This is a genomic window from Pseudomonas sp. EA_15y_Pfl1_P101 (assembly GCF_963970835.1).
Classification (GTDB): domain Bacteria; phylum Pseudomonadota; class Gammaproteobacteria; order Pseudomonadales; family Pseudomonadaceae; genus Aquipseudomonas; species Aquipseudomonas tritici.
Map to the genome: position 1 here is coordinate 14,863 of NZ_CAXAPA010000020.1, position 12,044 is coordinate 26,906.

The following is a 12,044-nucleotide window of genomic DNA, read 5'->3' on the forward strand; positions in this document are numbered from 1 at the left end:
TAAGCGGGGCGCGGAGGATACTTCAATGCGCGCGGAAGCCCCACACAATCTCTACCACCCGCTCGGCCACCACCAGATACACCAGGATCAACAACAGCTGTAGCGCCAGGTGATAACGCAGCTTGGCCAATCGACGGATGCCATCGCTGACGTTCAACAGCATCAACAGCATCGACAGCACAATAAGCCCCCAGCCGGCCACGCTGGAGGCAAACACCCCGATAAACAGGTCCTGCTGGCCCACGAGCGTATTGGTCCCTGCCGCAAACAACAGCGCGCACACCAGCAGGTTTTTCACGTTGTCGAAAATCTGTGTGCTCAGATCGTTTTCCAGCAAGGCCAAATACCGCTTCCATAACGCGTGCATGGGTAACTACCGGGTAGGGATCGCTCGTCAATCAAAGTAGTCCAATTGCCCGTACACTGCACCGCTGCGCTTACCCAATGAGGACTTTTGCATGAAATTGATGATCGGCCTGGCCGCCCTGCTGTTGGTATCGGCTTGCACTTCAACAGCACCTAACACGCCACCTGCGCAAGACTCCACCGCATCGACTTGCCTGGCAGGCGGCGGCACGATGAAGCAAGTCGGCAAGTTGCAGAGCTGGAAATGCATCACGCCGTACAAGGATGCAGGCAAGGCGTGTACCGACTCTAGTCAGTGTGATGGCGAGTGCCAGACCAGTGTCACCACCCAAACTGGCAGCACGCCGATCAGCGGCACCTGCCAAGCGGACAACAGCCACTTCGGCTGCTCGGCGACGGTGGAAAAAGGCAAGCTCGGCCGGGCGATTTGCGTGGACTAAGGGTCACCCCGCTAGAACTGTGGGGGCTGCCTTGCCTGCTCCCACATTGAGCGCGTTCAGCATGTGAGATCAGCGAGGCCCATGTACTCGCGCAACGTCTCCCTTCATACGCCGTGCGGAACAACCCCTTGCGCTGCAAATGCGGAATCACTCTCTCCACACACTCCGTGAACGAGCCCGCCAGATACCCCGGCGAAGCCAAGGTCACTTGGGAACCCTTTCTCACCAGCGTGCAGCGGCAACTGCCAGAGCCAACACTGTCGAGCTTTAAGGCTGTACCGATTTTCTCAAATGTATAAAGTTTCAAGCCGGCTTTTGCTCGCCCAATGTGCGAGCTGCCAACGCGCCCAACACCCCGCCAACAACCGGCGCCACCCAGAACAACCACAACTGCACCCTATACTCGCCCCCGGCAAACAACGCCGGCCCGGTGCTACGGGCGGGGTTCACCGACGTATTGGTCACCGGGATCAGAACCAAGTGAATCAAGGTCAGCGCCAGGCCGATGGCAATCGGCGCAAAACCAGGCACAGCACCCGGTGCGGTCACGCGCATGATGATGAATACGAAGAAAAACGTGGCGATCAGTTCGGCCAGCACCGCAGCCTTCATGTCGAAGAGGGCTGGGCTCAATGGGCCGTAACCGTTGGCGGCAAAACCACCCACAGCGAAATCCGGCTGCCCGCTGGCAATCAGGTACAACGCCGCAGCGGCGACAATCGCTGCGCTGACCTGCGCCGCGATGTACGGCAGCACATCCCCCGCAGGAATGCGGCGCCCCGCCCATAGGCCAATGGTCACCGCAGGGTTGAAATGCCCGCCGGAGATTCCCCCTACCGCGTAGGCCATGGTCAATACCGTGAGACCAAACGCCAGCGAAACGCCCACAAAACCAATGCCTAAATCCGGGAATGCCGCCGCCAGGATGGCGCTGCCACAGCCGCCGAATGTCAGCCAGAAAGTACCCATGAATTCTGCGGTCAAACGCTTATGCACAATCAACTCCATTGCTGTTCAAGTGCCGTCACCACAGGCGGTGGGCGGCCCTGGGCGACGGTAGCAATGGGTATCAAAATACTGTGTAAGACTTGTCTGGTCGTAGGAGCGAGCTTGTTTGCTCCTACCTGGGCACACCCGGCCCAAACTGCCTGATCGCCAAGCAATACCCAATCAACGCCACCGCCGCCAGCAACCCGCCCGCCGCGCCGATCCAGGCGAAGCCGAACTGGCTGCCGACCCAGCTGCCCATCAGGGCGCCGCCGCCGATGCCGATGTTGTAAATGCCGGAGAACATCGCCATGGCCACGTCGGTGGCGTCCGGTGCCAGTACCAGCACTTTGGACTGCATGGCAAGGCCAAAGCCCATGATCGCCATGCCCCAGAAAATACTCAGCACCACCAGGTAGGATTGCGCACCGCTCAACGGCAGTAGCAGCGCCAGGCACGCGGCCAGAATAAATACCGCGCCGACGACGAATACATGCGGGTTGAAGCGGTGCACCAGGCTGAACAGCAGCGAGCCGATGATGCCCGCGCCGCCGAATACCAGCAGGATCAGGGTCACCGCGCTGCCGCTCATACCGGCCACGCCTTCGACGAAGGGTTCGATGTAGCTGTAGGCGGTGAATTGCGCGGTGACGGTCATCGCGGTAAGCACATAAAGCGCTACCAGCGCCGGGCGCTTGAACAGCAGCGGCAGGCTGCGCAGGGAGCCGGAGTTCTGGCTCGGCAATAGCGGCAAGGTGCGCGCCAGCCAGAACACCAGCGCGGCAGCGAAGGCGCCGATCACCAGGAACGTGGTGCGCCAGCCCATGGCTTCGCCGAGCAGGCGACCCAGCGGAATGCCCAGGACCATCGCCAGGGAAGTACCGGTGGCCAGAAGGCCGAGGGCTTGCACCTGCTTGCCTTCCGGCGCCAGACGTACCGCCAGCGACGCGGTGATCGACCAGAACAGCGCATGGGACAAAGCAATGCCGATGCGGCTGAGCATCAGGAGGCCGAAGCTGTTGGCGACACTGGAGAGAATGTGGCTGACGATAAACATGCAAAACAGCACGATCAGCAGCTTGCGCCGTTCGATGTTGCGGGTGAGCAGCATCACCGGCAGGGAGGTCAGGGACACGATCCAGGCGTAGATCGTGAGCATCAGGCCGACGCTGGACACCGGCATGTCGAAGCTGGCGCCGATGGCACTGAGCAGCCCAACGGGCACGAATTCGGTGGTATTGAACACAAAGGCGGCCAACGCGAGGGCGATGACCGGTTGCCAATTGGTTTGGGGGGTTGCGGCTGAAATGCTCATTGACGGGTCGGTCTACTCAGTTTCCGCGTTGATCAAGCCGGCCCAGTGCCGGCCCTTGAGCAGCGCGGAAAAATAGTAACACGAGCCTCAAGGATCGACTTGCGCCGTCAGCTCCTGAATCGATTCTGGCCGATTGGCGTAACGCTGGGCCAGTGCCGCGCACACCATCAGTTGGATCTGGTGAAACAGCATCAATGGCAGGATCAGTACGCCCATGGTCGCGCCGGCAAACAGCACCTGAGCCATCGGCACGCCGGTCGCGAGGCTCTTCTTCGAGCCGCAGAACAGAATGGTGATGCGGTCTTCCTGGTTAAAGCCGAAGGCCTTGCCCAGCACCGCCGACGCCACCAACACCAAGGCCAGCAACACGCAGCACGCCACCACCAGCCCGCCCAGCTCCCACAGAGGGATCTGGTGCCAGATGCCTTCATTGACCGCTTCGCTGAACGCGCCGTACACCACCAGCAGGATCGAGCCTTGATCGACGAATTTCAGCCAGGATTTATTGCGCCCCACCCACTCACCAATCCAGCGACGCGCGATCTGCCCGGCGATGAACGGCAGCAGCAATTGCACGCTGATTTTCAGGATTGCGTCGACGGTCGAGCCGCCGTCACCGTGCACGTCGAGCAGCAACGTCACCAACAGCGGCGTGAGGAAGATGCCAAACAGGCTGGAGGCCGCCGCACTGCAAATCGCCGCCGGGATATTGCCGCGTGCCAGGGACGTGAAGGCAATCGCCGACTGCACGGTAGCCGGTAAAGCGCAGAGGTAGAGCATGCCCATGTACAGGTCGTTGCCGATCAGCGGTGACAACAGCGGCTTGAGCGCCAGGCCCAACAGCGGAAACAGCACGAAGGTCAGGCTGAACACCAGCAGGTGCAGGCGCCAGTGACCGGCGCCAGCAACAATGGCCTGGCGCGACAGCTTGGCGCCGTGCAGGAAAAACAGCAGCGCAATGGCCAGGTTGGTGACCCAGCCGAAGGCCACGGCGGTCTGGCCGCTGGCGGGCAACAGGGAGGCGAGGATCACCGTGGCGATCAGCGTCAGGGTGAAGTTGTCGGGCAGGAAACGCGGGCGGGTCATAAGCAGGATCTTCCAGGGGTTGCCAAGAGCGTCACCGCGACTCTAACGTAACGGTTTATTACCGACTAACGCCAATGAGCCAGTAAATGCCGCCTAAAGGACATGACAAGACCGTCCGCCGCAGTGTGCCCGGGCTCTCCAGCCTGCCACGGCCGGTATATGGGCGCACTGAATCGCTGCCCAACCGCGCGCTGACCCGTCGGCACAGCCACCCTTGGGTGCAATTGTCCTACGCGATTTCCGGGGTGCTGGAGATCCAGACCAGCGTCGGCCGTTTCGTAGCGCCGCCACAGCGCGCGGTGTGGATACCGGCAGGAATGCCACACCGCGTGTTCAGCTCGCCCCACACGGAAATGCGCAGCCTGTACCTCGATTGCAGCGTCACGGCCTGGGCGGCTGAACGCTGTCATGTGTTGGAAGTGAGCAGTTTGCTGCGCGAGTTGATCCGCAGCTTCAGCGAACTGCCGGTGGAATATGCCGAGGATGGGCCGGATGGGCGTTTGGCGCAGGTGGTACTGGACCAACTGGCGGCGGCGCCGCAGGTTGATTTGATGCTGCCGCTGCCACTGGACCCGCGCTTGCGCCAGATCTACCGCAGTTTAAACCTGCACCCGGAGCAGCAGACAACGTTGGGCCAGTGGAGCCAAAAGCTGGACGTGAGTGAGAAGACGTTGAGCCGGTTGTTTTTGAGGGATACCGGGCTGACGTTTCGCGCATGGCGCCAGCGCTTGCGGTTGCTCACCGCCCTGCCCGCCCTGGAGCAAGGCGAGCGGGTAACAGATGTCGCGTTGGGGTGTGGGTATGAGTCGACGTCGGCGTTTATCAATGCGTTTCGGCAACAGTTCGAGGCCACACCCGGTGAGTTTTTCCGCTGACCCCTCAAACACTGCAAATTCACTTTGGGGGGGGTCAGCTACCGTTACCACTGTCGGCTTCTTCAAAGAAGTAGTCCTTCCAGCTGTCGGCCTTTTTTTTCAGCACGCCAGCGAGGCAACCAGAAGGGTCCAAGAGAAGCGCTTGAGGGTGATGGGGTTCTGCCGCACTTTTGAGAAGGTGAACGAGGGTAGCCACGATTTTTAAGACGGGAAAAGAATATCGAGGTCTATTGTTATGTAAATCACCCACAAACAGGCGCTCGGCTGCTATTGTGCCGCGCTTTGAAAAACCGCCGAATCTGCGAGGAAATGGACGTTGAACACTGACGAAAAAATGACCGGGGACCTGTTCGAGGTGGATAAGCGCCTGTCACTCAAACCCGTGGTGGACTTCAACGCCTACCTGCGCAGCGCTTTCGGCGAAGGCCCGTGCACCTGCATCCGCTGCACCGCCAGCCAGGGTGATGAAACCGGCTACACGTTCCAGCACACCTTCACTTTTGACGGTAAACCTACCCACCGCCGCTTCGCCACCACCGCCGGCAGTGATGTGTTGCAGGCACTGAAGAAAGCCTGGTTGTCGTACACCAAGGCCGAGTTGCCGTTGAGCGGCGTACTGGCGCTGGAGACGGTGAAGGAGTTTGTCGAGCCACAACTGCATAAACGCCTGGCACCGCTGTTTTTGGCCAGTGAGTTGGTCAAGGATGTCGAGGGGGAGTTGCTGGTTCAGCCACAGGCGGCGTGATCGTCAAGTCACCGCAGGACAACAGGTGGGAGCTGGCAAGCCAGCCCCACCTTTGATTTGTATCGTTCTGAAATTTGCATGCTGTGAGTGTCGGAAAAACAAAACGGCACCTGAGTGCCGTTTTGCTTCACTCAAAGCGCTTACTTACGCGCCGCCTCCCACGACTTGAGCAGGTCGCTGTAGCTCACGGTCTCGCCTTTGGGCTTCTCATTCGCCAGTTTCGGTTTTGGCGCGCCCGGCTGGTCGAACCAGTATTGCGCGTCACGCTCGGGGTTCATTTTCGGACCGCACACCGGCTGCACCTTGGAGCGTTCCAGGCGCGCCATGATCGCGTCTTGCTCCTTGGCCAGGTTGTCCAGCGCTTGCTGCGGGGTTTTCTCGCCGCTGGCAGCAGCGGCAATGTTGCTCCACCACAGTTGCGCAAGGCGTGGGTAGTCCGGCACGTTGGTGCCGGTTGGCGACCATTCGGTACGGGCCGGGCTGCGGTAGAACTCCACCAACCCCCCCAGTTTCGGCGCCATGTCGGTCATGGCCTGGGAGTTGATGTCGGACTCACGAATCGGCGTCAGGCCAACGATGGTTTTCTTCAGTGACACGGTCTTCGAGGTCACGAACTGCGCGTAAAGCCAGGCCGCGAGTTTCTGTTTCTCCGGCGTCGACTTGAGGAAGGTCCAGGAACCGACGTCCTGATAGCCCTTCTTCATGCCCTTTTCCCAATACGGTCCGACAGGTGACGGCGCCATGCGCCATTTCGGCGTGCCGTCGGCATTCACCACCGGCAGGCCCGGTTTGACCATATCGGCGGTAAACGCGGTGTACCAAAAGATCTGCTGGGCGATGTTGCCTTGGGACGGCACCGGGCCGGATTCGGAGAAGGTCATGCCCGCCGCTTCCGGTGGCGCGTAGGCTTTCATCCAGTCCACGTATTTCTGTGTGGCAAATACCGCGGCCGGGCCGTTGGTGTCGCCGCCACGGGTGACGCTGGAGCCCACCGGGTGGCAGTCCTCCACACGAATGCCCCACTCGTCCACCGGCAAGCCGTTGGGCAGGCCCTTGTCGCCGCCACCGGCCATGGAGAACCAGGCATCGGTGAAGCGCCAGCCCAGGGACGGGTCCTTCTTGCCGTAGTCCATGTGCCCATAAATGCGCTTGCCGTCGATTTCCTTGACGTCTTCGCTGAAGAACTTGGCGATGTCTTCATAGGCCGACCAGTTCACCGGCACACCGAGGTCGTAGCCGTATTTTTCCTTGAACTTGGCTTTCAGCTCCGGACGCTCGAACCAGTCGGCGCGGAACCAGTAGAGGTTGGCGAACTGTTGGTCGGGCAATTGGTAGATCTTGCCGTCCGGCGCAGTGGTGAATGAGATGCCGATGAAGTCCTTGAGGTCAAGGGTCGGTGAGGTGAAGCTCTTGCCTTCATTGGCCATCAGGTCGGTGATGGATTCGGTCTTGCCGTAGCGAAAGTGCGTACCGATCAGGTCCGAGTCATTGACCCAGCCATCATAGATGTTCTTGTCGGACTGCATCTGGGTTTGCAGTTTCTCCACCACGTCGCCTTCCTGCAGCAGGTCGTGGGTCAGATTGATCCCGGTGATTTCAGTGAAGGCCTTGGCCAGCACCTTGGACTCGTACTCGTGGGTGGTGAGGGTTTCCGACACCACGTTGATCTTCATACCACGGAAGGGTTCGGCGGCTTTGATGAACCACTTCAACTCTTCGAGCTGTTGGGCTTCGGTGAGCGTCGACGGCTTGAACTCGCTGCCGATCCATTTTTTTGCGGCATCTTCATACGCATCGGCCCAGGCCGAGGCGCTCAAACCGCTGAGGGCCAGTACGGCGGCCAATGAAATGCTATGTCGCAGCTTATTGTTTTTATTCAACATAGAGACCTCCAGGTGGTTTATTCACAAGGGCTTCAGCCCCAACGCATCACACTCAACAGCCATACCAGGGAGAGCGCGGACGCCACCCAGATGCTCCAGTCGGTAACGCCGATGACCAGCAAATGCAGGTAAGCGCTACCGAGAAGACCGATAAACAAACGATCACCACGGGTGGTGCTGATCGGCAGAACCCCCCGCCGGGGGATACTCGGCGAGCGCAGTTCCCAAGTGGTCATGCCCGCCAGGATCAGGGCTATGCCGCCAAAGAACAGCGCCGTGGGGGTGGTCCAGGCCATCCATTCCATCATCGACTCCTCAGACCCGGCCCAGGGCAAAGCCCTTGGCCACGTGGTTGCGAACAAACCAGATCACCAGCATGCCGGGAAGGATAGTCAACACCCCCGCCGCCGCCAGTACGCCCCAATCGATACCCGACGCCGAGACCGTGCGCGTCATCACCGCCGCAATAGGCTTGGCGTTGACCGAGGTCAGGGTGCGCGCCAGCAGCAGTTCGACCCAGGAAAACATGAAGCAGAAAAACGCGGTCACACCGATACCGGAGCCAATCAACGGGATAAAAATCTTCACGAAAAACTTAGGAAACGAGTAGCCATCGATGTAGGCGGTTTCGTCGATTTCCTTAGGTACGCCGGACATGAAGCCTTCGAGGATCCACACCGCCAACGGCACGTTGAACAGGCAGTGCGCCAGGGCGACGGCGATGTGCGTGTCAAACAGACCGATCGACGAATACAGCTGGAAGAACGGCAGCAAAAACACCGCCGGCGGCGCCATACGGTTGGTCAGCAGCCAGAAAAACAGATGCTTGTCGCCGAGGAAACGGTAGCGCGAAAACGCATAGGCCGCCGGCAGCGCCACGCTCAAGGAGATCACCGTGTTCAGGCTCACGTAGTACAGCGAGTTGAGGTAGCCGGTGTACCAGCTTGGATCGGTGAAGATCACCTTGTAGTTGGCCAGGGTGAAATCCTGCGGAAACAGCGTCAGCCCGCCGAGGATTTCGGTGTTGCTCTTGAAGGACATGTTCATCAGCCAATAGATCGGCACCAGCAGGAACAGGATGTAGATCAGCAGCGGTATAAGCTTGCGCTTGCTCATGTTGGCGGCCTCAGCGATTGGCGTCGGAGTGGGTCATGGCGGTGTAGAACAGCCAGGACACCAACAGAATGATCAGGAAATACACCAGCGAGAATGCCGCCGCCGGGCCCAGGTCGAATTGGCCTACGGCCATCTGGGTCAGTGTCTGACTCAGGAAGGTGGTGGCGTTACCCGGTCCACCGCCCGTGAGGACGAAGGGCTCGGTATAGATCATGAAGCTGTCCATGAAACGCAGCATTACCGCGATCAGCAGCACGCTTTTCATCTTCGGCAACTGGATATGTCGGAAAACTGCCCAGGCGGATGCCCGATCAATCCGCGCAGCCTGGTAGTACACATCCGGAATGGCGCGCAGTCCCGAATAACAGAGCAGCGCTACCAGCGACGTCCAGTGCCACACGTCCATTACCAGCACGGTGACCCAGGCGTCCGCCGTGTTGGCCGCGTAGTTGTAGCTGATGCCCAGGGCGTTGAGGCTGTAACCCAACAAACCGATGTCGGCGCGCCCGAAAATCTGCCAAATAGTGCCCACCACGTTCCATGGAATCAGCAGCGGAATGGCCAGGATGATCAACACCAGCGACGACCAGCGGCCCTTGGTCGGCATGGTCAGGGCGATGGCGATGCCCAGCGGGATTTCGATCAGCAGCACGCAGGCCGAGTAGATGAACTGACGCAGCAGCGAATCATGCAGACGCGGGTCGAGCAGCACTTGCTTGTACCACTCCACACCGACGAAGTAGCGGCTGGATTGGTCAAAGATGTCCTGCACCGAATAGTTGACCACGGTCATCATCGGGATTACCGCACTGAACGCCACCAGCAGGAACACCGGCAACACCAGCCACCAGGCCTTGTTGTTCTGCACCTTGTTCATGGCAGCGCCTCCTGCAGGTAATCGTCGGCATACACCATCAGCCATTGCGACGGGAAACTGATGGAAGCCTTGCCTTCGGGCACCGCTTTATCTTCGGACAGACGCACTTTGAGCGTGGCGCCGTCAAGGTTGAGGGTGAGGATCTTGTAGGTGCCGAGGTCTTCAAGGTGTGTGACATCAGCCTGCAGGGCGTCAGGGCTGTGCTCGTCCCACACGTGGATAAATTCCGGACGGATACCTACCTGCAATTTCTTGTAATCGGTGCTGGCAATACGTTGCTGCAAAGCCTCGGACAATGGCAGGTGCGTGCCGGCAAACCGCACCCCACCCGCCTCGGCCTGCACCTCGATCAGATTCATCCCAGGGCTGCCGATGAAATAGCCGACAAAGGTGTGGCTCGGCCGTTCGAACAAGTCACGGGGCGTGCCGAACTGCACGATCTGGCCGCCGTACATCACCGCGATCTTGTCGGCGAAGGTCGAGGCCTCCAACTGGTCGTGGGTCACGTAGACCATGGTGATGTTGAATTGCTCGTGGATCTGCTTGAGCTTGCGCCGCAGCTTCCATTTGAGGTGCGGGTCGATCACCGTCAGCGGTTCGTCGAACAGGATCGCCGACACGTCGTCGCGCACCAGGCCACGGCCCATGGAGACTTTCTGCTTTTCGTCGGCGGTGAGGTTGCGTGCTTTTTTGCTCAACAGGCTGTGCAGGTCGAGGACTTCGGCAATTTCCTGCACCTTGCTGTGAATTTTCGCCTCAGCCATGCCCTGGTTGCGCAGGGGAAATGCCAGGTTGTCGAACACCGTCATGGTGTCGTACACCACCGGGAACTGGAACACCTGGGCAATGTTGCGTTTTTCCGGAGTGAGTTCGTTGACCGCCTTGCCGTCGAACAGCACCTGGCCTTCAGACGGGCTGAGCAGGCCGGAAATGATATTGAGCAAGGTCGACTTGCCGCAGCCGGACGGCCCGAGCAAGGCGTAGGCTCCCCCCTGCTCCCACACGTGGTTCATTTCCCGAATCGCGTAGTCCTCAGGACCACTCGGCGTAGGGCTGTAGCTATGCGCCAGGTTCTGCAAATGGATCTCGGCCATCAGGCAACCCTCGCGACACGGCGCCCGGGGGCCTGGACCAAACGGCCCTGGCCATCGAACACAAACAGTTTATGGGTGGGGATATACACGCGAATCGGCGCGTCGACGTCGTATTCGTGCACCCCCGACAGGTGCAGCACCAGCAGGAAGTGTTCGCTGCGTACGTGCAGGAAGGTTTCCGAGCCGCTGATCTCCGCGACTTCCACGGTCACCGCCAGTTCTAGGTCGTCGTCGTTGCTCGGTACCAGGCTGATATGGCTGGGGCGTGCGCCAAAACGGAAATCGCCTTCGCCGATGGGGCGCAGGTCGACGTTCAGCGGGAAGTGCACGAAATTGGCGAAGCTCACTTCGTTGCCACTGATACGCCCTGGCATCAGGTTGATCGGCGGTTCGGAAAACAGCTCAGCGGCCAGCACGGTCTGCGGCTGGTGATACACCTCGGCGGCTTTACCGCTCTGGATCACCCGGCCTTCGTGAAGAATGGTGGTGGTGCCACCGAGGGCCAACGCTTCATTGGGCTCGGTGGTGGCGTAGATGGCAATGGTGTGACGTGCTGCGAAGAGTTCGCGCATTTCCTGACGCAGCTCTTCGCGCAGTTTGTAGTCCAGGTTCACCAACGGCTCATCGAACAGGATCAATTCGGCGTCCTTGACCAACGCGCGGGCCATGGCCGTGCGTTGCTGCTGGCCACCGGAGAGTTCCAGCGGGTGGCGCTGGAGGAATTTCTCGATGCGTAGCATCTTCGCGGTTTCCAGCACCTTGCCCTGGATCACCTCGTCGGACACACCAGCCTGGCGCAACGGCGAGGCGATGTTCTCAAACACGGTCATGGTCGGGTAGTTGATGAACTGCTGATACACCATCGACACGTTGCGCAGGCGCACCGGCTTTTGCGTGACATCCACACCGTTCATCAGGATGCGGCCACTGCTGGGTTTGTCCAAACCGGCCATCAGGCGCATCAGACTGGTCTTGCCGGACAGGGTGCGACCGAGCAGGACGTTGAAGGAGCCGGCTTCGAAACGCAGGTTGGCGTCGTCGATCCAGGTTTGGCCTTCGACAACGCGGGAGACATTTTCCAGGGTCAATGACATGACACGACCTTTTTTATTATTGGAATGAATCTGGCGAGATGTCAGAGCGAGTTTCGTGCCAAAACCGCAAGTGTCTGATGCGCAAGGAAATGGGCTGAATGGGATGTTCAGGCGTGAACAGAAATGAACAATGCAGGCTGAACAACTGAACAATCAGCGCCTTGAC

At 59.8% G+C, this 12,044-nt stretch carries 13 protein-coding genes and 1 pseudogene; 3 read left to right on the forward strand and 11 right to left on the reverse strand.

Annotation, left to right across the window (positions count from 1 at the left end; genetic code table 11):
• Positions 1-22: 22 nt before the first annotated feature.
• On the reverse strand, positions 23-367 hold the full coding sequence (locus AACY36_RS25020; protein WP_339420814.1) for a hypothetical protein: 345 nt from the start codon (positions 365-367) through the stop codon (positions 23-25).
• A 91-nt stretch (positions 368-458) separates the two neighbouring features.
• Between AACY36_RS25020 and AACY36_RS25025 the strand changes: the two genes are divergently transcribed.
• Positions 459-806: a hypothetical protein gene (locus tag AACY36_RS25025; RefSeq protein WP_339420816.1), complete on the forward strand. Its 348-nt coding sequence runs from the start codon at positions 459-461 to the stop codon at positions 804-806.
• A 56-nt stretch (positions 807-862) separates the two neighbouring features.
• Here the strand turns inward: AACY36_RS25025 and AACY36_RS25030 are convergent.
• From AACY36_RS25030 to AACY36_RS25045, 4 genes and pseudogenes are all read right to left on the reverse strand, one after another.
• Positions 863-1,002 (reverse strand): annotated as a pseudogene (locus AACY36_RS25030) (LLM class flavin-dependent oxidoreductase); the annotation flags it as partial.
• A gap of 107 nt (positions 1,003-1,109) precedes the next feature.
• Entirely contained in the window at positions 1,110-1,814 is a 705-nt protein-coding gene (gene aqpZ / locus AACY36_RS25035; RefSeq protein ID WP_339420818.1) for an aquaporin Z, read from the reverse strand.
• 112 nt (positions 1,815-1,926) lie between these two features.
• A complete protein-coding gene (locus AACY36_RS25040; RefSeq protein ID WP_339420820.1) occupies positions 1,927-3,108 on the reverse strand; it encodes a sugar transporter in 1,182 nt (393 codons plus the stop codon).
• 87 nt (positions 3,109-3,195) lie between these two features.
• A complete protein-coding gene (locus AACY36_RS25045) occupies positions 3,196-4,194 on the reverse strand; it encodes a bile acid:sodium symporter family protein (protein ID WP_339436940.1) in 999 nt (332 codons plus the stop codon).
• An 86-nt stretch (positions 4,195-4,280) separates the two neighbouring features.
• Between AACY36_RS25045 and AACY36_RS25050 the strand changes: the two genes are divergently transcribed.
• Together AACY36_RS25050 and AACY36_RS25055 are read left to right on the forward strand one after the other, a co-directional pair.
• The gene (locus tag AACY36_RS25050) at positions 4,281-5,069 is read left to right on the forward strand and encodes an AraC family transcriptional regulator (RefSeq protein WP_339420824.1); all 789 of its coding nucleotides are present in this window, start codon (positions 4,281-4,283) and stop codon (positions 5,067-5,069) included.
• A gap of 316 nt (positions 5,070-5,385) precedes the next feature.
• Complete coding sequence (locus AACY36_RS25055) at positions 5,386-5,814, forward strand: hypothetical protein (RefSeq protein WP_339420826.1); 429 nt, start codon at positions 5,386-5,388, stop codon at positions 5,812-5,814.
• A 140-nt stretch (positions 5,815-5,954) separates the two neighbouring features.
• Here AACY36_RS25055 and AACY36_RS25060 read toward each other — a convergent pair whose 3' ends face one another.
• The 6 genes from AACY36_RS25060 to AACY36_RS25085 are packed head-to-tail and all read right to left on the reverse strand — an operon-like array spanning position 5,955 to position 11,878.
• On the reverse strand, positions 5,955-7,697 hold the full coding sequence (locus AACY36_RS25060) for an ABC transporter substrate-binding protein (protein WP_339420828.1): 1,743 nt from the start codon (positions 7,695-7,697) through the stop codon (positions 5,955-5,957).
• A 32-nt stretch (positions 7,698-7,729) separates the two neighbouring features.
• A complete protein-coding gene (locus tag AACY36_RS25065) occupies positions 7,730-8,002 on the reverse strand; it encodes a DUF2160 domain-containing protein (RefSeq protein WP_027607297.1) in 273 nt (90 codons plus the stop codon).
• Positions 8,003-8,012: 10 nt separating this feature from the next.
• Positions 8,013-8,813, reverse strand: coding sequence for a carbohydrate ABC transporter permease (locus AACY36_RS25070; RefSeq protein WP_339428215.1), 801 nt, complete (start codon positions 8,811-8,813; stop codon positions 8,013-8,015).
• 10 nt (positions 8,814-8,823) lie between these two features.
• Complete coding sequence (locus AACY36_RS25075; RefSeq protein WP_339420831.1) at positions 8,824-9,690, reverse strand: carbohydrate ABC transporter permease; 867 nt, start codon at positions 9,688-9,690, stop codon at positions 8,824-8,826.
• A complete protein-coding gene (locus AACY36_RS25080) occupies positions 9,687-10,784 on the reverse strand; it encodes an ABC transporter ATP-binding protein (protein WP_339420833.1) in 1,098 nt (365 codons plus the stop codon). Before AACY36_RS25080 ends, AACY36_RS25075 begins: the two co-directional genes overlap by 4 nt.
• Positions 10,784-11,878, reverse strand: a complete 1,095-nt coding sequence (locus tag AACY36_RS25085) for an ABC transporter ATP-binding protein (protein ID WP_339420835.1) — start codon at positions 11,876-11,878, stop codon at positions 10,784-10,786. Before AACY36_RS25085 ends, AACY36_RS25080 begins: the two co-directional genes overlap by 1 nt.
• Positions 11,879-12,044: the final 166 nt, after the last annotated feature.

Coding starts and splice junctions, on each gene's coding strand:
- AACY36_RS25020 (WP_339420814.1), bottom strand. CDS start 367: ATGCACGCGTTATGGAAGCGGTATTTGGCCTTGCTGGAAAACGATCTG.
- AACY36_RS25075 (WP_339420831.1), bottom strand. CDS start 9,690: ATGAACAAGGTGCAGAACAACAAGGCCTGGTGGCTGGTGTTGCCGGTG.
- AACY36_RS25070 (WP_339428215.1), bottom strand. CDS start 8,813: ATGAGCAAGCGCAAGCTTATACCGCTGCTGATCTACATCCTGTTCCTG.
- AACY36_RS25050 (WP_339420824.1), top strand. CDS start 4,281: ATGCCGCCTAAAGGACATGACAAGACCGTCCGCCGCAGTGTGCCCGGG.
- AACY36_RS25085 (WP_339420835.1), bottom strand. CDS start 11,878: ATGTCATTGACCCTGGAAAATGTCTCCCGCGTTGTCGAAGGCCAAACC.
- AACY36_RS25080 (WP_339420833.1), bottom strand. CDS start 10,784: ATGGCCGAGATCCATTTGCAGAACCTGGCGCATAGCTACAGCCCTACG.
- AACY36_RS25045 (WP_339436940.1), bottom strand. CDS start 4,194: ATGACCCGCCCGCGTTTCCTGCCCGACAACTTCACCCTGACGCTGATC.
- AACY36_RS25025 (WP_339420816.1), top strand. CDS start 459: ATGAAATTGATGATCGGCCTGGCCGCCCTGCTGTTGGTATCGGCTTGC.
- AACY36_RS25040 (WP_339420820.1), bottom strand. CDS start 3,108: ATGAGCATTTCAGCCGCAACCCCCCAAACCAATTGGCAACCGGTCATC.
- AACY36_RS25065 (WP_027607297.1), bottom strand. CDS start 8,002: ATGGAATGGATGGCCTGGACCACCCCCACGGCGCTGTTCTTTGGCGGC.
- AACY36_RS25060 (WP_339420828.1), bottom strand. CDS start 7,697: ATGTTGAATAAAAACAATAAGCTGCGACATAGCATTTCATTGGCCGCC.
- aqpZ (WP_339420818.1), bottom strand. CDS start 1,814: ATGGAGTTGATTGTGCATAAGCGTTTGACCGCAGAATTCATGGGTACT.